The organism is Janthinobacterium goodfellowi, assembly GCF_051380695.1.
Taxonomy (GTDB): domain Bacteria; phylum Pseudomonadota; class Gammaproteobacteria; order Burkholderiales; family Burkholderiaceae_D; genus Janthinobacterium.
This window is the reverse complement of record NZ_JBNYXN010000003.1, coordinates 214,035-232,774: the sequence shown is the minus strand read 5'-3', so window position 1 is coordinate 232,774 and position 18,740 is coordinate 214,035. Positions and strand designations below refer to the sequence as shown.

The 18,740-nt window shown below is 63.4% G+C and carries 18 protein-coding genes and 1 tRNA gene; 17 read left to right on the top strand and 2 right to left on the bottom strand.

Annotated elements, in window-relative coordinates; all coding sequences use genetic code 11:
• Nucleotides 1-9: 9 nt before the first annotated feature.
• A complete protein-coding gene (gene mutM / locus ACQ4WQ_RS13455) occupies nucleotides 10-846 on the bottom strand; it encodes a bifunctional DNA-formamidopyrimidine glycosylase/DNA-(apurinic or apyrimidinic site) lyase (RefSeq protein WP_436497726.1) in 837 nt (278 codons plus the stop codon).
• Between the two features lie 167 nt (nucleotides 847-1,013).
• On the opposite strand from mutM, the gene ACQ4WQ_RS13450 reads away from it, so the two are divergent.
• From ACQ4WQ_RS13450 to pth, 7 genes are all read left to right on the top strand, one after another.
• Complete coding sequence (locus ACQ4WQ_RS13450) at nucleotides 1,014-2,798, top strand: tetratricopeptide repeat protein (RefSeq protein WP_326455961.1); 1,785 nt, start codon at nucleotides 1,014-1,016, stop codon at nucleotides 2,796-2,798.
• 61 nt (nucleotides 2,799-2,859) lie between these two features.
• Nucleotides 2,860-3,510, top strand: coding sequence for an outer membrane lipoprotein LolB (locus ACQ4WQ_RS13445; protein ID WP_436497724.1), 651 nt, complete (start codon nucleotides 2,860-2,862; stop codon nucleotides 3,508-3,510).
• Nucleotides 3,507-4,391, top strand: a complete 885-nt coding sequence (ispE, locus tag ACQ4WQ_RS13440) for a 4-(cytidine 5'-diphospho)-2-C-methyl-D-erythritol kinase (protein WP_436497722.1) — start codon at nucleotides 3,507-3,509, stop codon at nucleotides 4,389-4,391. Before ACQ4WQ_RS13445 ends, ispE begins: the two co-directional genes overlap by 4 nt.
• A gap of 78 nt (nucleotides 4,392-4,469) precedes the next feature.
• A tRNA-Gln gene (locus ACQ4WQ_RS13435) sits at nucleotides 4,470-4,546 on the top strand.
• 150 nt (nucleotides 4,547-4,696) lie between these two features.
• Entirely contained in the window at nucleotides 4,697-5,647 is a 951-nt protein-coding gene (locus ACQ4WQ_RS13430; protein ID WP_034753270.1) for a ribose-phosphate pyrophosphokinase, read from the top strand.
• Between the two features lie 167 nt (nucleotides 5,648-5,814).
• Nucleotides 5,815-6,426 (top strand): 50S ribosomal protein L25/general stress protein Ctc, encoded by a 612-nt coding sequence (locus tag ACQ4WQ_RS13425; RefSeq protein WP_131688254.1) that lies wholly within the window; start codon nucleotides 5,815-5,817, stop codon nucleotides 6,424-6,426.
• A 115-nt stretch (nucleotides 6,427-6,541) separates the two neighbouring features.
• Complete coding sequence (pth, locus tag ACQ4WQ_RS13420) at nucleotides 6,542-7,126, top strand: aminoacyl-tRNA hydrolase (protein WP_436497720.1); 585 nt, start codon at nucleotides 6,542-6,544, stop codon at nucleotides 7,124-7,126.
• Here the strand turns inward: pth and ACQ4WQ_RS13415 are convergent, their stop codons facing one another.
• Entirely contained in the window at nucleotides 7,127-8,224 is a 1,098-nt protein-coding gene (locus ACQ4WQ_RS13415; RefSeq protein ID WP_436497718.1) for a serine hydrolase domain-containing protein, read from the bottom strand.
• Nucleotides 8,225-8,342: 118 nt separating this feature from the next.
• Between ACQ4WQ_RS13415 and ACQ4WQ_RS13410 the strand changes: the two genes are divergently transcribed.
• The 10 genes from ACQ4WQ_RS13410 (at nucleotide 8,343) to ACQ4WQ_RS13365 (ending at nucleotide 18,736) form a co-directional block, all read left to right on the top strand.
• Nucleotides 8,343-8,918 (top strand): hypothetical protein, encoded by a 576-nt coding sequence (locus tag ACQ4WQ_RS13410; protein WP_436497716.1) that lies wholly within the window; start codon nucleotides 8,343-8,345, stop codon nucleotides 8,916-8,918.
• On the top strand, nucleotides 8,918-9,151 hold the full coding sequence (locus ACQ4WQ_RS13405; protein WP_034778346.1) for a helix-turn-helix domain-containing protein: 234 nt from the start codon (nucleotides 8,918-8,920) through the stop codon (nucleotides 9,149-9,151). Before ACQ4WQ_RS13410 ends, ACQ4WQ_RS13405 begins: the two co-directional genes overlap by 1 nt.
• Nucleotides 9,152-9,302: 151 nt before the next feature.
• On the top strand, nucleotides 9,303-10,394 hold the full coding sequence (ychF, locus tag ACQ4WQ_RS13400; protein ID WP_071325626.1) for a redox-regulated ATPase YchF: 1,092 nt from the start codon (nucleotides 9,303-9,305) through the stop codon (nucleotides 10,392-10,394).
• 6 nt (nucleotides 10,395-10,400) lie between these two features.
• Entirely contained in the window at nucleotides 10,401-11,429 is a 1,029-nt protein-coding gene (locus ACQ4WQ_RS13395; protein WP_436497713.1) for a glycosyltransferase family 2 protein, read from the top strand.
• A 58-nt stretch (nucleotides 11,430-11,487) separates the two neighbouring features.
• A complete protein-coding gene (locus tag ACQ4WQ_RS13390; protein ID WP_436497711.1) occupies nucleotides 11,488-12,033 on the top strand; it encodes a dTDP-4-dehydrorhamnose 3,5-epimerase family protein in 546 nt (181 codons plus the stop codon).
• A gap of 21 nt (nucleotides 12,034-12,054) precedes the next feature.
• The gene (locus ACQ4WQ_RS13385) at nucleotides 12,055-13,467 is read left to right on the top strand and encodes a lipopolysaccharide biosynthesis protein (protein WP_436497709.1); all 1,413 of its coding nucleotides are present in this window, start codon (nucleotides 12,055-12,057) and stop codon (nucleotides 13,465-13,467) included.
• Between the two features lie 121 nt (nucleotides 13,468-13,588).
• Complete coding sequence (locus ACQ4WQ_RS13380; RefSeq protein ID WP_436497707.1) at nucleotides 13,589-14,107, top strand: sigma-70 family RNA polymerase sigma factor; 519 nt, start codon at nucleotides 13,589-13,591, stop codon at nucleotides 14,105-14,107.
• Nucleotides 14,108-14,110: 3 nt separating this feature from the next.
• Entirely contained in the window at nucleotides 14,111-15,091 is a 981-nt protein-coding gene (locus tag ACQ4WQ_RS13375; protein ID WP_436497705.1) for a FecR domain-containing protein, read from the top strand.
• Between the two features lie 103 nt (nucleotides 15,092-15,194).
• Nucleotides 15,195-16,967 (top strand): ABC transporter ATP-binding protein, encoded by a 1,773-nt coding sequence (locus tag ACQ4WQ_RS13370; RefSeq protein ID WP_436497703.1) that lies wholly within the window; start codon nucleotides 15,195-15,197, stop codon nucleotides 16,965-16,967.
• Nucleotides 16,961-18,736, top strand: a complete 1,776-nt coding sequence (locus tag ACQ4WQ_RS13365; RefSeq protein WP_436497701.1) for an ABC transporter ATP-binding protein — start codon at nucleotides 16,961-16,963, stop codon at nucleotides 18,734-18,736. The genes ACQ4WQ_RS13370 and ACQ4WQ_RS13365 overlap by 7 nt, the downstream gene beginning before the upstream one ends.
• Nucleotides 18,737-18,740 lie beyond the last annotated feature (4 nt).

Below are 18,740 nucleotides of genomic sequence, written 5' to 3'. Positions count from 1 at the left end.
TGAGTGTGCTTACTTTTGACAATTCACGCAGTAAAACGTGGAACGCTGTCCCTGCACGATTTGCCGGATCGGCGCGCCGCAGACGCGGCAGGGCTTGCCCGCGCGGTTGTACGTGAAATACGTCTGCTGGAAGTAGCCGGACTGGCCGTTCACGCCGATGAAGTCGCGCAAGGTGCTGCCGCCTTGCACGATGGCTTCGGCCAGCACGTCGCGGATCGCCTGCGCCAGTTTCTCGTAGCGGGCCAGGCCGATGCGCCGGGCCGGCGTCTTCGGGTTGATCCCCGCGCGGAACAGGCTTTCGGAACAATAGATATTGCCCACGCCGACGACGATGTCGCCCGCCATCAGCACTTGCTTGATATTCGTGCCCTTGTTGCGCGTTTTCTCGAACAGCAGCTGGCCCGTGAAGCCGCCTTCGAGCGGTTCCGTGCCCAGGCCGCGCAGCAGCGCGTGGCCGTCCAGCGGACCGTCGGCCTCGTCGTGCCACAGCACGGCGCCGAAGCGGCGCGGGTCCGTCATGCGCAGCACCTGGCTGCCGCCTTCCGCGTCCTCCACGATGAGGTCGAAATGGTCGTGCTTTTGCGCCTGCGTCCCCGTCGGCAGCACGCGCAGGTGGCCGGACATGCCCAAGTGGATGATCAGGGTGCCGTGGCGGAAGTGGATCAGCAGGTATTTGCCGCGCCGCCCCGTCAGGCCGATGGTTTGCCCCGACAATTGTTCGCCCAGGGCAGGGGGGAAGGGCCAGCGCAGGCCGTCGCGGCGCAGCACGACGGAGCGCACGGCGCGCCCTTCAAGGTGGGGCGCGACACCGCGCCGTGTGACTTCGACTTCTGGCAATTCTGGCATAGGGCTCGAATGGTTGAAAACCGGGTAAAAAACAGGCGGGTGGCCGGCCGATGGCTGGTCCGGGCCGGCTACGCCGCCACGACGCATATATTTCGTTACATACGTGAAGTACGCGATAGCCGCGTTGGGCGTAGAATCAAACTTTGCCGTTTAGCCAGGATCAGCCTTTGAAAAACGCTTTCGCCATTGTAACCTTGTCCGCCCTGATGGCCACGCATGCCATGGCACAGACGCCTGTCGCCCCTTCAGATGGGGCGGCCAGCCCTGCTGCTGCCACGGCGCAGCCAGTGCCTGGCACCGATTCCGGCGACGACGCCAAGGGCGAAAAACTGCCCAAGGTCGAGTTGAGCAGCGACTTGCTGTACAAGCTGACCAAGGCCGAGATGGAATTCAAGAGCGGCCAGTGGCAGGGGCCGTACGTGACGATGATGGTAGCTGCGCAGCAGACGCGCGACCCGCGCCTGGCGCGCCGCGCCTCGGAAATGGCGCTGGCTGCCAAGCAGGGCGGCGAAGCGTTGGCGGCCATCCGCCTGTGGCGCGAACTGGCGCCCGACTCGGACGAGGCGACGCAGTTCTTCCTCGGCTTTGTCGTGTTGACGGACAAGATCGAAGAAGCGGAACCGATCTTCGCCGAGCGCCTGGCCAATGCGCCGCAAGGCGCACGGGGCGTGGCCCTGTTCCAGATGCAGCAGATTTTGTCGCGTTCGAATGACAAGCTGTACGCCTATTCGATGGTGACGCGCCTGGTGCAGCCGTATCTGGACATGTTCGAAGCGCACCTGGTGCTGGCGCAGGGCGCCCTGTCGATCGGCGAGCGTGACCGCGCCATCGGCGAAGCGAACAAGGCGCTGGCCATCAAGCCGAACTCCGAGCTGGCCGTGCTGACCCTGGCCCAGGTGACGGGCGAACCCGAGGCGGCGGGCAAGGTGCTGGCCGCTTTCCTGCAAAAGAATCCGGACGCCGTCGAAGTGCGCGGCGCATATGCGCGCCTGCTGGTCGAACAGAAGCAGCTGGAACCGGCGCGCGAGCAGTTCCTGCTGCTGCTGAAAAGCCAGCCCGATAACGTGGGCGCCCTGTATGCGCTGGGCATCGTGGCGCTGCAGCTGGAAGACACCAAGGGCGCGGAGCAGTACTTCAAGCGCTTCCTGGCCGTGCTCGAAAAATCTCCCGGCGACACGCGCGATCCGTTCAAGGCCCTGATGATACTGTCGCAGATCGCCGAGACGCGCGGCGACACGGCGGGCGCCATCGCCTGGCTGGACAAGGTCGACAACAGCGCGTCGGCCGGCTATGTCGAGGCGCGCTTGCGCCGCGCCCAGCTGATCGCCCGCGGCGGCAATCTCGATGCGGCGCGCAAGGCGCTGACGGAAATCGAAACGGACGATCCGGCAAGCCAGGCGCAGGTGCTGCTGGTCGACGCGCAATTCCTGCGTGACGCCGGCTATGTGCAAAGCGCGTACACGGTGCTGGAAAACGCCTTGCTGCGCTTCCCCGACAATCCGGAACTGCTGTACGACTACGCCTTGCTGGCCGAGCGCCTGGACAAATTCGAGCGGATGGAGGCCAGCCTGCGCCGCGTGATGGCGCTGGCGCCCGACAACCAGCATGCGTACAACGCGCTCGGTTATTCGCTGGCCGAACGGGGCCTGCGCCTCGAGGAAGCCCATGCGCTGATCGAAAAAGCCTTGCAGATGGCGCCGGGCGACCCCTTCATCATGGACAGCATGGGCTGGGTACAATTCCGCATGGGCAACCTGGCCGCTGCGGAAAACGCGCTGCGCCGCGCCTATGCCGTGCGCAGCGATCCGGAAATCGCCGTCCACCTGGGCGAAGTACTGTGGCAGAAGGGCGACAAGGACGAAGCGCAAAAACTGTGGCGCGAGGCGCAAGGCAAGGACCCGAAAAACGAGGCGCTGAAAAGTACGCTGGCGCGCCTGAATGTCAGTCTGTGATTGAATCGATTAACTCAACTATAAAAAACCAGCGCCATGGCGCTGGTTTTTCCTTGTACCCATGTTAAAAAAACTGCTTCCCCTCGCACTCGTCTGCCTGTCCCTCTCGGCCTGCTCGACCCTGAGTTCCCCATTCTCGTCCGGCGCCGCGCCATCCGCCAACACCGTCGCGCCCTACCGCGAACAGGTGGAGCTGACGGGCCGCCTGAACGTCGTGTACCAGAAGGATGACAAGCCCGAATCGGCCACCGTCAATTTCAACTGGCAGCAGACGGCGCAGCGCACGGACGTGACCCTGTATTCTCCCGTCGGCAGCACGCTGGCGACGATCGCCGTCACGCCGCAGCAAGCCGTGTTGACGCAAAGCGGCAAGGCGCCGCGCAGCGCGCCCGATGTCGACACCCTGAGCGCGCAGATGCTGGGCTGGTCCTTGCCCGTGTCGGGCTTGCGCGACTGGCTGCAAGGGTATGCCGTGGGCGCCGACGGCAAGCGCTTCGTCGCTTCGCCGGCCAACGACAGCGTGACGACCAAAGACGGCTGGCGCTTGCGCTATGTGTCGTGGCAAGAAGTAGGGCAAAATGCAGCCGACAATATACCGGGCGCCTTGCCCCAACCGCGGCGTATCGATGCCGAACGCAATGCCAGCGCGCAGGCCGATGCCGTGTCGCTGCGCATCGTCCTCGATCCCGCCCCATCGGCTCAAGCACAATGACGTTGACGACCCTGAATAACTGCCCGGCACCGGCCAAGCTGAACCTCTTTCTGCACGTCAACGGCCGCCGCGCCGATGGCTACCATCTGCTGCAGACGGTGTTCCAGTTGCTCGACCATGGCGACACGCTGCACTTCGCGCTGCGCGACGACACGGCGATTGTCCGCGTGACGGAGCTGGCCGGCGTGCCGCAGGAGCAGGACCTGATCATCCGCGCCGCCAGGCTGCTGCAGGCCGAAGTGCTGCGCCGCACGGGCGCCTTGCCGCGCGGCGTTGATATCGCCATCGACAAGGTGCTGCCCATGGGCGGCGGCTTGGGTGGCGGCTCGTCCGACGCGGCCACGGCGCTGATGGCGCTCAATCGCCTGTGGCAGGCCGGTTTGACGCGCGAGGAATTGATGGCGCTGGGCTTGCCGCTGGGCGCCGATATCCCGTTTTTCATCTTTGGCGAAAACGCCTTTGCCGAAGGCGTGGGCGAAGCCTTGCAGCCCGTCGCCACGCCCGCATGCTGGTATGTGGTGATCGAGCCGGGCGTGCAAGTGCCGACCGCCGCAATTTTTTGCGCGGAAGGCTTGACGAGAAATACCGAACCCGTCACAATAGCGGACTTTTCCAGGTGCCTCGCAGAAGGAAACGATGCGGGCGGGTTTGGAAAGAATGATTTACAGCAAGTGGCATGCAGTCTTTTCAAGCCGGTAGCAGATGCGGTAGAATGGCTGGGTGCTTACGGTGAAGCCAGGATGACTGGTTCCGGTGCTTGTGTGTTTAGTGCGTTTGGCAGTCAGGAAGAAGCGGATGCGGTGCTCAGTAATGTGCCACCAGTCTGGATCGCCTGGAAGGCAAAAGCGCTGAATCGCCACCCGATGCTCACCATGTTGTAGAGAGCAAAAAAAGATTTTGCTTAGCGTCAAATAGTCGGTATAATACTGGCCAACATGACGGCAAGCAGTCAGTAACGTAGGGGAATCGCCAAGCTGGTTAAGGCACTGGATTTTGATTCCAGCATGCGAAGGTTCGAATCCTTCTTCCCCTGCCACAATTTCACCGTAGTCTGTCGATGCGAAGTTGGCGTCCAGTACGGGAAAAAGCAGATGTGTCGCCACGCGGCATATTCTAAACAATGACTGACCGGGCCTATGCCCGGTTAGTGCTTTTCAAGACTTCTATATCACCTCTTGGGACTCCCATGGCTTACGAAAACCTGATGGTTTTTACCGGCAACGCGAATCCAGCGTTGGCAGAGGGGGTCGCAAAAAACCTCGGCATCCCTCTCGGTAAAGCAAACGTTTCGAAATTCTCCGACGGCGAAGTAATGGTCGAGATTAACGAAAACGTACGCGGCAAGGATGTTTTTGTTTTGCAATCCACCTGTGCTCCAACCAACGACAGCCTGATGGAAATCATGCTGATGGTTGATGCCTTGAAACGTGCTTCCGCTGGCCGCATCACCGCCGCGATTCCTTACTTCGGCTACGCCCGCCAAGACCGCCGTCCACGCTCCGCGCGTGTGGCGATTTCGGCCAAGGTGGTGGCGAACATGCTGGAAGAAGCCGGTGTCGAGCGCGTCCTGATCATGGACTTGCACGCTGACCAGATTCAAGGTTTCTTCGATATCCCAGTCGACAATATTTACGCTTCGCCAATTTTGCTGGGCGACCTGCAAAAGAAAAACTACCAGGATTTGCTGGTAGTGTCGCCGGACGTCGGCGGTGTGGTACGTGCGCGCGCCCTGGCAAAACGCCTGGGCTGCGACCTGGCCATCATCGACAAGCGTCGTCCAAAAGCGAACGTGTCCGAAGTGATGAACATCATCGGTGAAGTCGAAGGCCGCAACTGCGTGATCATGGATGACATGGTTGACACGGCAGGCACGCTGACCAAGGCTGCCGAAGTGCTCAAAGAGCGCGGCGCGAAAAAAGTCGTGGCGTATTGCACGCACGCGGTGCTGTCGGGCCCGGCGATCGACCGTATTTCGGCCTCGCCGCTCGATGAGCTGGTCGTGACCGACACGATCCCCCTGTCCGAAGCGGCCCTGGCCTGCGGCAAGATCCGTCAATTGACGTGCGCGCCGCTGCTGGCCGAGACGTTCAAACGCATCATCAAGGGTGACTCCGTCATCTCGCTGTTCATCGATTAATTCGGCAAGAGCAGCAACAGACGTAATGCCTGCGGCGCGACCGGCTTTTTGCCTGTTGCGCCGCAGTGTTTTAGTTTTCGGGGTGTTTTGCACCCATTTTCGAGGATTCCTGGTCGCGGGAGTCCTCATAACACAAGGCGCAAGCCTTGTTCTTCTTGGAGTTTCACATGAAAGTTATCGCATTTAAACGCGAATTGCAAGGTTCCGGAGCGAGCCGCCGCCTGCGCATTTCCGGCCAAACCCCTGGTATCGTCTACGGTGGCGCTGAAGCCCCTGTGTTGATCTCGCTGGATCACAACGCCCTGTACCACGCGTTGAAAAAAGAAGTGTTCCACTCGTCGATCCTGGACCTGGAAATCGACGGCGTTTCCCAGCAAGTTCTGTTGCGCGACTTCCAAGTCCACGCATACAAACAACTGGTTCTGCACGCTGACTTTCAACGCGTTGACTCGAAGCAAGCTATCCACGTGAAAGTGGCTCTGCACTTCGTCAATGCTGACGTTTCCCCGGCAGTCAAACTGCACGGCGCGACCATCAGCCACGTAGCCAACGAAATCGAAGTTTCGTGCCTGCCAGGCCAACTGCCAGAATTCATCAACGTTGACCTGTCGAACATCGACGTCGGTCACTCGCTGCACGTCGGCGACCTGGTCCTGCCAGCTGGCGTGACCGCTGTCACCCACGGCGCCAACCTGACCATCGCTACCGCTTCGGTACCGGCTGGCCACGTTGCCGCTGAAGCCGAAGCAGCTGCCGCTGTTGAAGCCGACAAGAAGTAATTCTGCCGCCGCAGCAATGCGGTAGTCGCAAGGAAAAACCCGCCTGGTTCGCCGCGCGGGTTTTTTTCCGCCTGTTTTCACCGATAATGCTTTCTTTTACATTGCAGACACAGCCATGCCCATACGCCTGATCGTCGGCCTCGGCAACCCGGGACCCGAATACGAACAAACCCGCCACAATGCCGGCTTCTGGCTGGTGGACAATCTTGCCAACAGCTTGCCCGGCACGCGCCTGCAGCGCGATTCGCGCTATAACGCCATGCTGGCCAAGATTTCCATCGGCGGCAATGAAGTCTGGCTGCTCGAACCGCTGACCTTCATGAACCGCTCGGGCCAGTCCGTGGGCGCGCTGGCGCGCTTTTTCAAGATCGCCGCCGATGAAGTGCTGGTCGTGCACGACGAACTCGATCTGATGCCCGGCATTGCGCGCCTGAAAAAGGGCGGCTCGGCCGGCGGCCACAATGGCTTGAAAGACATCACGGCCGCGCTGGGCACGCAGGATTACTGGCGCTTGCGCCTGGGCATCGGTCACCCGCGCACCCTGAGCCTGCAGCAGCAGGTGGCCGACTTCGTGCTGCACCGCCCGCGCCGCGAAGAGCAGGAACTGATCGAGCAGGCGATCGACAAATCCTTGCAGGTCATGCCGCAGATCGTCGAGGGCAAGTTCGAGGCGGCCACCATGAAGCTGCACACCGCCTGATTATTTCCCCGCCTTGCCGAAGCCGGCCATGATGGTTTTTGCCATCTGCTGCTGGCTGGCCTGGGCGCTGCTGCCTTCGCCCGCGTTGGCGGCGATCAGCAAGCCGTCGCCGCTGCCGGGCGCCAGCGCGATCAGCGCGTGCCAGTAGCCATTCGAGCCCAGGTGGGTGAGCACGCGCTGCGGCGCCTGGGGCGGGAAGTGCATCACGCCCCAGCCCAATGCCGCATTCGTGTCGCCCTGCGCCGTATGCAGCAAGACATACGTTTCCTGTTTCAGCAGCTTGCCCTGGCCCTGCTCGCCGTGCAGCTGATCGAGCGCAAACCTGGCCCAGTCGGCCATGCTCAGCTGAATTTCCCCATCGGGCGCCATCATCAGCGGATTGCTGGCCATCAAGCCGGCGATGGGTTTGCCTTCCTTGTGACCCAGATTCTGCCCGCGCACGGTGGGGCCGAACGCGGCCCGCATGCCCAGCGGGCCGAACACTTCCGCCTGCATCAGTTCTTCGTATGTCTGGCCGGTGATCCTTTCGGCGATGGCGGCGGCGATCATGGCGCCGCTGTTCGAGTAATGCGATTCGCCGCGCGGCGCGGCCACGGGCGCATCGGCCAGCGCGCGCTGCGCGTATTCCTGGCGCAGCAGCGGCAAGGGGCGCGTATCCGTGTAGGTGGCATTGATCCATGCCTCATCGGGATTGGGCGGCAGGCCGGCGCGGTGCGACAGCAGATCCATCAGGTTGACGTCGCGGTACTCGGCGCGCATGCCGCCGGCCAGCGCGGGCAGCATGCTCGACAGCGGCGCATCCCACGACAGCACGCCCCGTTCCACCAGCCGCGCGATCAGGGTCACCGTCATGGCCTTGCCGTCGGAGCCGATATTCCACACGTCATCGGCGCGCACGGCGTCGTGGCCGTCATTGGCGCGCACGCCTGCCTGCGCCTGGGCATCGATCTTGCCGTCGCGGATCACGAGTATGGCCATGGCCGGCACGCTCTTGTCGGCCAGTGCCTGCTGCAGCATGGCGTTCAAGTCATGGGCGCGGGCGGCGCCGCTGAGCAAGAAGGCGGTGCTGCAAATGAGTGAGGCAAGCAGGGTTTTCATGGTGTCTCCAATCGATAGAAGAGGGTGAACATGTTAAAATGGTCGCAAAACATGATTTAATTATTGTTTTACGATAATTTATTCTAACGATACTTGACGCTTTCGTATACTTCTAAATATGAAAAAAAATCAGATGGGGCCGGCGGCGCTGAGCCGGCGCGTGCGCTACGGCGTTTCGGGTTTCTTTCTGCTGTACCTGCTGCTGACGGTGCTGGGCTGGCTGGCGCCCGCGCCGGCCGTGCAGGGAGCCGTCGGCGGCGCCGGCATGTATGAACTGTTGCTGCAATTGCAGAGCCAGCCATTCGAGCGCCTGGCTGCCATGCCGCTGTGGCAGCGTGGATTGGGCCTGGCGCTGGCCTTGCCGGCCCTGTTGGTGCTGGGCGACGCCGTGCGCCAGCTGGCCCGGGTCTTGCGCCAGTTCGAGCAGGGCGTATTTTTTACGCCGCAGGTGGCGCGGCACTTTCGCCGTTTCGCCGGCGGCTTGCTGCTGGGAACGTTGTTGACCTTGCTGGAACCCACCGTGCGCGGCATGCTGTTCGGCTTGCTGGAAGAGGGGACGAGCCAGTTGCGTCTGGTTATCGACATCACGGGCGGCGACCTGTGGACCCTGCTGCTGTGCTCAGTTTTCTTTGCGCTGGCGCAGATCCTCCATGAAGGCCAGCGCCTGGCCGATGAAAACAGCGGGTTCATCTGATGGGCATCGTCGTGCGCCTCGACCTGGTACTGGCCAGGAAAAAAGTGAAATCGAAGGAACTGGCCGCCTTTATCGGCATCACGGAACAGAACCTGTCCCTCTTAAAATCGGGCAAGGTGCGCGGCGTGCGTTTCGATACCCTGTCGAAAATTTGCGAAATGCTCGAATGCCAGCCCGGCGACATCCTGGAATTCGATGCGTCGCAGCCGGATGACGGCGATGGCGACAGTTAAGGTCACCGGGGCGGTTTTTTTGAAGAGTAGGGTGCATAGAGGTACAATTGACCCTTAGAGCATGAATACAGCAAGATTATCCAGAAAACGCCCGCAACGGCCGTTTTGCACCAGCCGCTTGCCGGCAATATTGATTATTTAAAGGTTTTCCATGAGTCTCCAATGCGGTATCGTCGGCTTGCCGAACGTCGGCAAGTCCACCCTGTTCAATGCACTGACGAAAGCCGGTATCCCGGCTGAAAACTATCCGTTCTGCACCATCGAGCCGAACGTCGGCGTCGTCGAAGTGCCGGACCCGCGCATGGATGCGCTGGCCGCCATCGTCAAGCCGGAACGCATGGTCAACGCCATCGTGGAATTCGTCGACATCGCCGGCCTGGTGGCCGGTGCATCGAAGGGCGAGGGCCTGGGCAACCAGTTCCTGTCGCACATCCGCGAAACGGACGCCATCGTCAACGTCGTGCGCTGCTTCGAAGATGACAACGTCATCCACGTGGCCGGCAAGATCAACCCACTCGACGATATCGAAGTCATCCAGACCGAACTGGCGCTGGCCGACATGGGCACCGTGGAAAAAGCCATCCACCGCGAAAACAAGAAAGCCCGTTCGGGCGACAAGGACGCGGCCAAGCTGCTGGCCATCATGGAACGCATGATGCCGTACCTGAACGACGCGAAACCCGTGCGCGCCATGGGCCTGGACGCCGACGAAATGGAGCTGATCAAGCCTTTGTGCCTGATCACGGCCAAGCCGGCCATGTTCGTGGCCAACGTGTCGGACACGGGTTTCACGAATAACCCGCTGCTGGACCAGCTGACGGCCTATGCGCAATCGCAGAACGCCCCCATCGTCGCCATCTGCGCGGCGCTGGAAGCGGAAATCGCCGACCTGGACGACGCCGACAAGGGCGCTTTCCTGGCCGACATGGGCATGGAAGAGCCAGGCCTGGACCGCCTGATCCGCGCCGGCTACAAGCTGCTGGGCCTGCAAACCTACTTCACGGCGGGCGTGAAGGAAGTGCGCGCCTGGACCATCCCCGTGGGCGCCACGGCGCCGCAGGCGGCCGGCGTGATCCACACCGACTTCGAACGCGGCTTCATCCGCGCGCAAACCATCGCCTATGACGACTTCATCGCCTACAAGGGCGAAGCGGGCGCCAAGGAAGCGGGCAAGATGCGCGCCGAGGGCAAGGAATACGTGGTCAAGGATGGCGACGTGCTGAACTTCCTGTTCAACGTCTAAGGCCAGATGCTTGCTGGCCAGCGCCGGCAATATATTGCATTTGTCCATTGCGAAATGCCGCTCCAGGTACCTGGGCGGCATTTTTTGTTTGTCTATTTGAAAAGGCCTGCCATGCAGCCGGAGAAACCACCGCTTGTTTCCATTGTCATGGCCACGTATAACCGGAGCAATATCCTCGGTTATGCGATTCAATCTGCACTCGCCAGCACCTTGCAGGATTGGGAGCTGATTGTCGTCGGCGATTGCTGCACCGACGATACCGCCGAGGTGGTCGCCGCGTTTGCCGATGCGCGTATCCGCTTTGTGAATCTGCCGGCCAATTACGGCGAGCAGACGGGACCCAATAATATGGGTGTCGGCCTGGCGCGTGGCACTTATCTGGCATTTCTGAACCACGATGATTTGTGGCTGCCCGATCATTTGCAAACCAGTATCGATCTTCTCGAGCGCACAGGAGCCGACCTGGTCTTTGATCAAGGGCTGGGGATCGGTATGTCGGGACATCACATCGAGGGGGCAGTCACTGCCGAACTGAGTTCTTATCGTCCGTGGATGAACGTGCCGGCTACCTTGTGGGTGATGCGGCGTGAACTGGCCTTGCAAATTGGTCCATGGCAACCATCGTGGGAGCTGCGGTGCTGGCCATCGCAAGCGTGGCTGCACCGCGTGTATCGTGCGGGACGGCCGATGCTGGCCCATCCTCGTATCGGCGCCATCCTGATCCAGTCTGGCAGACGCAGCAACGCGTATCTTGAGCGGCAGCATAGTGAACATGCGTTCTGGTGGGAGCACATGCAAAATCCTGTGAATATTCTGCAAGCTGTCGCAACTCTATGTGGCAAGCTGAGCCGTGAACGCTACATTTCTCCGATCCAGTGTGCAGTGCTTGCCGGGAAAGCTTTGCTACGGCGAATCTTTTATTTATTGGGCCTATGGCCACCACAACCGATCTATTGGCTCAGGTATTGGCGGAAAGGCACATTTTTGCGTGAATTGCGCCGCCGCCGGGGATTGAAGGACCTGCCGCGGCGGTAGATAATACGATTGCAATACATAAGAGCATTTTTATAAAATTTCGGGGGTAAATCTGGTGGTGGAAAAAGATAACTGGCTGTTGGCTGGCGCGAAACAGGATGGCGAAAGCATTACCAAGGAATGGAAGCCGGCGACGCCTTCGTTGATCGACGGCGTAATCTTCCAGGAAATCCGCCCTGTGTTGACGGCGTACGGCAGCCTGACTGAAATTTTCCGCACCGAATGGGTGCCAGGTGCCACGCAGATAGGCCAGATATTCGCCTCGACCCTGGAGCCGGGCGGACTGAGCGCCTGGCATGCGCATGCCATCACGACGGATCGTCTATTCGTGGCTGCGGGCCAGATGCGCGTGGTGCTGTACGACGCGCGCGAGGATTCGCCCACTTTTGGCATGCTCAACGAGTTCAAGATGGGCACCAGGCGTCCCGGCCTGCTCGTCGTGCCGCCGCGCGTCTGGCATGGCGTGCAGAATTACTGCGGCACGCCGGCTATCCTCGTCAATGCGGTGGACCATGCGTATCGCTATGATGCGCCGGACCACTGGCGCGTGCAGGCCGATTCGGACACGATTCCCTATCGTTTCTCCAACGACAGGCATGGCTGAGATGCCTGGCCTGGCTGAACGATGCGCCTGAACCGTCTCGCGGGTTTTTCAGCCGGCCCCATCTTGTCGCTGCTATGCAGCCTTGCTACCGTGCCTGCCGTGGCCTGGCTGTTTCCGCCTGCCGACATCGGCAAGCTGGATTTTTTCATGACCGCGTGTACGGTGGCCGGTTTGTTGCTCTCGCTGGGGCTGGATAAGGCGTTTCTGCACGAATATCATTACAGCGCGAGCCGTAGCGGCTTGCTGAAAGCGTGTTTGCTGCCGGCCGTGCTGCTCGCGCCTGTCGCGCTCGCGCTGGTACTGCTGTTTGCCGCACCATTATCGCGACTGTTATTCGATGTGACGCAACCGGCCCTGGCCTTCCTGTTCGCTGCCGGCATGCTGAGCGCCCTGGCCAATCGCCTGGTCGCGCAGCTCTTTCGCATGCAGGAGCGCGCCTGGGTTTTCAGCCTGGCGCAGGTATTGCCGAAAATGTCGCTGCTGGTGCTGCTGCCTGTTTTGTGGTGGGACCCGCAGCGCAATTTCGTGCACCTGGCAACCCTGGTCGTGGCCACCACCTGGATGGTCACCTTATGGCTGCTGTGGCATGCGCGCGCGTCGCTGGCGCAAGCCTGGGCTGCCACCATGGACCGGGTGCTGCTGCGGCGCCTGCTTGCCGAGGCGGGGCCATTGCTGGTGAGCGCCATTGGCTACCTGTCCATGCTGTCGGCCGGCATGGGCCTGCTGCGTTTTTTTGCCGGCTTTGACGAGCTCGGTATTTATGCGTTGGCCACGCGCGTGGCCGCCGGTGCCTGGCTGGTGCAATCGATTTTTACGATAGTCTGGGTGCCGCAAGTGCACAAATGGGCCGCGGCCGGTGGCGACCTGTCGAATATTGCGGCCATTTGCCGCCATGCGCAGGCCATCGTGGTCGTGGGTTTTTGCCTGGCGGGCGCCCTGGCCTGGCTGATCGGATGGGTCTTGCCTCCCAACTATCATGGCGTCGCGTACCTGGCGGTGGCCACCGTGGGCCAGCCGCTGCTGTATGCCCTGGCGGAAGTGACCGGTGTCGGCGTCAATCTGGCCCGTCGTCCTTCGCTCTCCATCGCCGCTTTCGCGGCCGGCTTGCTGGGGACGTTGCTGGCGGGCGCCGTGCTGGTGCCGCGCTGTGGCGCCACAGGGGCCGCCGTGGCGCAGTTGCTGGGCTTCCTTGTGTATTTTGTCGTCAAGACGGAACTGGGCATGCGCGTCTGGCGTCCGCTGCCGCGCCGCTCGCTGTACCTGAGCGCCTTGCTGCTGTCGCTGCTGGCGATGGGCCACGCGTTTTTTGCCCAGCGCCTGGGGCTGTTTGCTCCGCTGGCATGGGGCGTGTTGCTGGCGGTGGCATTGCATGTCTGCCGGCCTTCCCTATCGGCCGCCTTCAGGCTGCTCAAGCCCGTCCGGCAGCAGGGCTGATAGCGTTTGCCGCCCGCCGCCGTATTGCGCTTTCCTGCTCACCCAGCGTACAATGAGAATAATTCTCATTTATAATCCGATGCGCTTGTTCTTGCCGGCCGTTGGCGACAGGAAGGGTATCGTGAGCACCGCCGAGTTAGCGCTTCAGCAGCAAGTCAGCAGTCTGTACACCGACCACCATCACTGGCTGCGCGGCTTGCTGCGCCGTAAGCTCGGCAATGCCTTCGATGCGGCCGACCTGGCGCATGACGTGTACCTGCACCTGATGAAGACGGGGCGCATGCCGCCGGCCGGGGAGTCGCGCCGCCACCTGACGCAGATCGCCAACGGCATGGTCATCGACCTGTACCGCCGCCGCCAGATCGAATCGGCCTACCTGGAAGTGCTGGTCCTGGTGCCCGAGGCGCTGGCGCCGTCCGAGGAAGAGCGCGCGCTGGTGATCGAGGCGCTGATGGAAATCGACGCCGTGCTGCACCAGCTGCCCGCCAAGGCGCGCAAGGCCTTGCTGCTGTGCAAGCTCGACGGCCTGAGCTACCGCGACATCGCCGCCGAATTGCAGGTATCCGTGTCTTCCGTCGAAAAATACATCGCCGCCGGTTTGCTGGCCTGCTACCAGGCCATGCATGCGCCGGACGCCTGAGCCATGGAGGTGGTGATAGCGCCCGCCATCGTCGAACAGGCGGCCCAGTGGATGGCGCGCCTGTGGTCCGATGACGCCAGCGATGCAGACCGGGCTGCCTGTGCCCGCTGGTGCGCGGCCCATCCGCACCATGCCATCGCCTGGCAGCGCTTGCAAGCGTTCGAGGGCAAGCTCCACAGCGTGCCGCGCGATGCGGCCCGCCATGCGCTGCGCGAACCGGCGCCGGCCGCCTACCTGAACCGCCGCCGAGCCATGAAGCTGTTGGCCGTGCTGCTGCCCGTGGGCGGCATGGCCTACCTGCTGCGCGGCACGGATGCCTGGCAAATGGCCACGGCGGGGCATGCCACGGGCACGGGCGAGATCCGCGAGATTACCCTGCCTGACGGCACGCGCGTGATGCTCGCGTCCGCTTCCGCCATCGACGTGCGCTTCGACGCCAGCGAGCGCTTGCTGATCCTGCGCGCCGGCGAAATCCTCGTCACCACGGCGCACGATTCCGATCCCGCGCGGCGGCCTTTCCGCGTGCAGGGCCGCCATGGCACAGTGCAGGCGCTGGGTACGCGTTTTACTTTACGGCAAGACGAACACACGTCGCGCGTGGCCGTGTTCGAGGGCGCCGTCGAGGTACGCCTCGCGCATGCACCGGACCGGCCCGTGCGCATCGACACGGGGCAGGGCGCGGTCTACTCGGCCGACATCGTGCAGTTCGGCGCACCCGCGTCCGCCAGCGCCGCGGCCTGGAGCAAGGGCGTGTTGGTGGCCGACAACATGCGCCTCGACGAGCTGATCGGGGAGCTGGCCCGCTACCGGCCCGGCCTGCTGCGCTGCGACCCGGCCGTGGCCAGCTTGAGCGTCAACGGCGTGTTTTCCTTGCGCGATACGGACCGCGCCTTGCACAACCTGGCGCTGGCTTTGCCCGTGCAGATCGTCGCGCGCACGCGTTACTGGGTGACGGTGCAAGCCATCTCCCAGGCTGCTGCCTGACAATTTTTCGGCTCCGATTGAGGGTTTTGCATTCTCGTTCGGGATATAGGGTGAGAGCCACCCATATCCATCGATCCCATGCCCGTTTTTTCCCGCTTTTCCCATGCGTAGCCAAACCCGCCAGGCCGGCCCGATCAGCCGGATACTGCAGCCCATCCGCGGACGCTTGATCGCCGCCGCCGTGCTGGCCGGCACGGGTTCCATGCTTACCCTGGTGCCGCTGGCCGGCATCGCGCATATCGCCGGCATCGCCCTTGCCCCGGACGCGGTGCACGCGCCCGCTGGCATCTGGACGACCATTCTCGTCAGCGTCGCCTGCCTGTTTGCCGGCATGGCGCTGATCTCGCTGGGCGAACTGGCCGCGCACCTGGCCGATAACCGCCTCACCCATCAATTGCGCCTGCAAGCCGTGCAGCGCCTGGGGCAGGTGCCGCTGGGCTGGTTCACCAGCCGGGCCTCGGGCGAGGTCAAGCAGGCGATGCAGGACGACATCAATACCCTGCACAGCCTCACCGCCCACTTCTATACGACGACGGGGCGCGCCGTGGGCGCCATCGCCAGCTCGGTGATATATCTGTTCGCCATGGACTGGCGCCTGGCTCTCGTCGCCATCCTGCCATTTCCCGGCTTCTTCCTGTTCTTCGGCCGCGCCATGAAGGCCAGCGGCGGCAATATGGAACAATTCGTCGCCGGCATGGGGCGCATCAACCATGCCGTGGTGGAATTCGTCAACGGCATTCCCGTCGTCAAGGCTTTCGGCGCCACGGGCCGCGCGCATGGCAGCTACCGCGCAGCCGTCGATGCGTTTGCCGAGGCGTTTGCCGCGTTTACGCGCCCCCTGGTCGGCTCGATGGCGAACGCCAATGCGCTGATCGCGCCCGTCGCCGTGCTGGGCGTGGTGGCGATCGCCGGCACCGTTTTCGTGGCGCTGGGGGCGATGGCGCCCGTCGATATCCTGCCGTTCGCCCTGGTGGCGCCCGGCATTTCCGCACCCATGCTGCTGCTGCATTACCTGACGCATGACCTGAACAACGCCACGGGCGCCGCCCAGCGCGTGCAAGCCTTGCTCGATACGCCCGTGCTGGCGCAGCCGGCGCCGGAGCAGCAGCAATTGCCCGACGGTACCGAGATCCGCATGGAAGGCGTGGCGTACGCCTACGACGGGCAGCACAAGGTGTTGTCGGATATGAATCTGACCCTGGCGCCCGGCACGGTGACGGCCATCGTCGGCGCCTCCGGTTCCGGCAAGTCGACCCTGGCGCGGCTGCTGCTGCGCTTTTTCGATCCCACCGAAGGCCGCATCACCCTGGGCGGCGTCGACTTGCGGCACATCGCCACGCCCGAGCTGTACCGGCGCATCGGTTTCGTGCTGCAGGAAGTGCGGCTGATCCACGCCAGCGTGCGCGAGAACATCGCGCTGGGCCGGCCCTCGGCCAGCTTGCACGAGGTGGAAGAGGCGGCGCGCCTGGCGAATATCCATGAACGCATCCTGGCCTTGCCGCGCGGCTACGACGCCGTTATCGGCGAGGATGCGCAACTGTCCGGCGGCGAGCTGCAGCGCGTGAGCATCGCCCGCGCCGTGCTGGTCGACCCGCCCGTGCTGGTGCTCGATGAAGCGACGGCGGCGGCCGATGCGGAAAACGAAGTGGCGATCCAGGACGCGCTGTCGCGCTTTGCCCGGGGCCGCACCCTGCTGGTGGTCGCGCACCGGCTCGACACCATCATGCATGCCGACCACATCGTCGTGGTCGAGAACGGCGCCATTCTCGAGCAGGGCAGCCATGCTAGCTTGCTCGCCGACAAGGGCCGCTATGCGCAACTGTGGGCGCTGGGCGGCTATCAGGCATCCCCCGACGAAGCGGAGTTCCCATGCTGAAAACGTTTATTCAACTGCTGGGCGATGACGCACCCGTGTTCCGCCGCTACTGTGCCATGGCGCTCGCGTATGGCGTGCTCAGCGGGCTGACGATCACGGCGCTGGTGCTGGCTCTGGGCCGCCTGCTGACGGGCGATACGGATGGCGCGGCTTTGTGGCTGAGCGTGCTGCTGGCCGGGCTGGCGGCGTGCTGGGCCTGGCGGCGCCAGGTGGAAAAAGCGGGCGTGCGCGTGGGCGTGACGGTGCTGCAAGGGGCGCGCCAGCGTCTGGGCGACCACGTGGCGCGCCTGCCCGTCGGCTGGTTCACGCCCGCGAACACGGCCAGGCTCGGTCACGTCATCACGCAGGGCATGATGAACGTGGCGCAACTTCCGGCCCACGTATTGACGCCGGTTATCTGCGGCGCCGTCACGCCCCTGGTGCTCGTGGCCGCGCTGTGCGCGCTGCACTGGCAGCTGGGCGTGATGGCGCTGCTGGCGCTGCCCCTGCTGGCCGGCGCCTTGCGGCTCACGGCGCACCTGGGCCAGCGTGCTGACGATGCATATCATCATCATTTTGCCCAGACCAGCCAGCGCCTGGTGGAGTTTGCGCAAGCGCAATCCGTCTTGCGCGCATTCAATGGCAACGGCAGTGGTGCAGCTGACGGCGGCACGCGTTTCCTGCAGCAAGCGATCGACGCGCAGCGCCACGCGGGCACGCGGCTCATTTACCTGTCGGCGCTGTCGTCGGTGCTCAACGCCTGGACCGTGCAAGCCATCTTCGCCACCTTGCTGGCCGCCGCCGGGCTGTGGCTCAGCAGCCTGCCGGGGGCGGCATCCGGCGCGCCGGACGCCATCGCCGTCATCGTGGCCTTGCTGCTGGTGGTGCGCTTTGTCGACCCGCTGCAGGAAGTGGCCAGCTATGGCGAAGTGCTGCGCGGCGCGCGCGGCCCGCTGGACGCGGCGCGCGATATCTTCGCCGTGCAGCCCCTGCCGGAAGCGCACAAGCCGCAAGCGCTGCGCGATGGCGCCGTCGAGTTGCGCGGCGTAGGTTTTCGCTATGCACAGGAGCAGGCCGACGTATTGACGGATATCAACCTGCACATTGCGCCGGGCAGCATGACGGCGCTGATCGGCGCTTCCGGCTCCGGCAAGACGACCCTGGTGCGCCTGATCGCGCGCTTCTTCGACGCCAGCGCAGGCGCGGTGCTGGTGGGCGGCGTCGATGTGCGCGACATGTCCAGCGAGCAATTGGCAGGCCAGATCAGCCAGATATTCCAGGACAGTTATCTGTTCCAGGGCAGCATCGGCGACAACATCCGCATCGGCAAGCCGGGCGCCGCCGACGCCGAGGTGCTGGAAGCGGCGCGCCAAGCGGGCGTGGCCGAGATCATCGCCCGCTTGCCGCAGGGACTCGACACCCCGGTGGGCGAGGGCGGTGCGCGCCTGTCCGGCGGCGAACGCCAGCGCATCGCGATTGCCCGCGCGCTGATCAAGGATGCGCCGATTCTGCTGGTCGATGAAGCGACGGCCGCGCTCGACGCGGAAAACCAGGCCGCCATCGCCGAGGCGCTGGCGCGGCTGCGCGGCAAGCGCACGGTGATCGTCATCGCGCACCAGCTGTCGACGGTGGCCATGGCCGACCGGATCGTCGTGCTTGATGGCGGCCGGGTCCGCGAGCAGGGTACGCCGCAACAGTTGCGCGCGCAGCACGGCCTGTATGCGCACTTCCTGGCCCAGCGCCAGGCGGCCAAGGGCTGGCGCATCGCCGCGCCCGCGCGCCAGTCGTGAACGG

Bases quoted from the DNA above. Each gene is read 5' to 3' on its own strand.
- pth (WP_436497720.1), top strand. From the start codon at position 6,542: ATGCCCATACGCCTGATCGTCGGCCTCGGCAACCCGGGACCCGAATAC.
- ACQ4WQ_RS13370 (WP_436497703.1), top strand. From the start codon at position 15,195: ATGCGTAGCCAAACCCGCCAGGCCGGCCCGATCAGCCGGATACTGCAG.
- ACQ4WQ_RS13375 (WP_436497705.1), top strand. From the start codon at position 14,111: ATGGAGGTGGTGATAGCGCCCGCCATCGTCGAACAGGCGGCCCAGTGG.
- ACQ4WQ_RS13415 (WP_436497718.1), bottom strand. From the start codon at position 8,224: ATGAAAACCCTGCTTGCCTCACTCATTTGCAGCACCGCCTTCTTGCTC.
- mutM (WP_436497726.1), bottom strand. From the start codon at position 846: ATGCCAGAATTGCCAGAAGTCGAAGTCACACGGCGCGGTGTCGCGCCC.
- ACQ4WQ_RS13445 (WP_436497724.1), top strand. From the start codon at position 2,860: ATGTTAAAAAAACTGCTTCCCCTCGCACTCGTCTGCCTGTCCCTCTCG.
- ACQ4WQ_RS13365 (WP_436497701.1), top strand. From the start codon at position 16,961: ATGCTGAAAACGTTTATTCAACTGCTGGGCGATGACGCACCCGTGTTC.
- ispE (WP_436497722.1), top strand. From the start codon at position 3,507: ATGACGTTGACGACCCTGAATAACTGCCCGGCACCGGCCAAGCTGAAC.
- ACQ4WQ_RS13385 (WP_436497709.1), top strand. From the start codon at position 12,055: ATGCGCCTGAACCGTCTCGCGGGTTTTTCAGCCGGCCCCATCTTGTCG.
- ACQ4WQ_RS13405 (WP_034778346.1), top strand. From the start codon at position 8,918: ATGGGCATCGTCGTGCGCCTCGACCTGGTACTGGCCAGGAAAAAAGTG.
- ychF (WP_071325626.1), top strand. From the start codon at position 9,303: ATGAGTCTCCAATGCGGTATCGTCGGCTTGCCGAACGTCGGCAAGTCC.
- ACQ4WQ_RS13430 (WP_034753270.1), top strand. From the start codon at position 4,697: ATGGCTTACGAAAACCTGATGGTTTTTACCGGCAACGCGAATCCAGCG.
- ACQ4WQ_RS13410 (WP_436497716.1), top strand. From the start codon at position 8,343: ATGAAAAAAAATCAGATGGGGCCGGCGGCGCTGAGCCGGCGCGTGCGC.
- ACQ4WQ_RS13395 (WP_436497713.1), top strand. From the start codon at position 10,401: ATGCTTGCTGGCCAGCGCCGGCAATATATTGCATTTGTCCATTGCGAA.
- ACQ4WQ_RS13425 (WP_131688254.1), top strand. From the start codon at position 5,815: ATGAAAGTTATCGCATTTAAACGCGAATTGCAAGGTTCCGGAGCGAGC.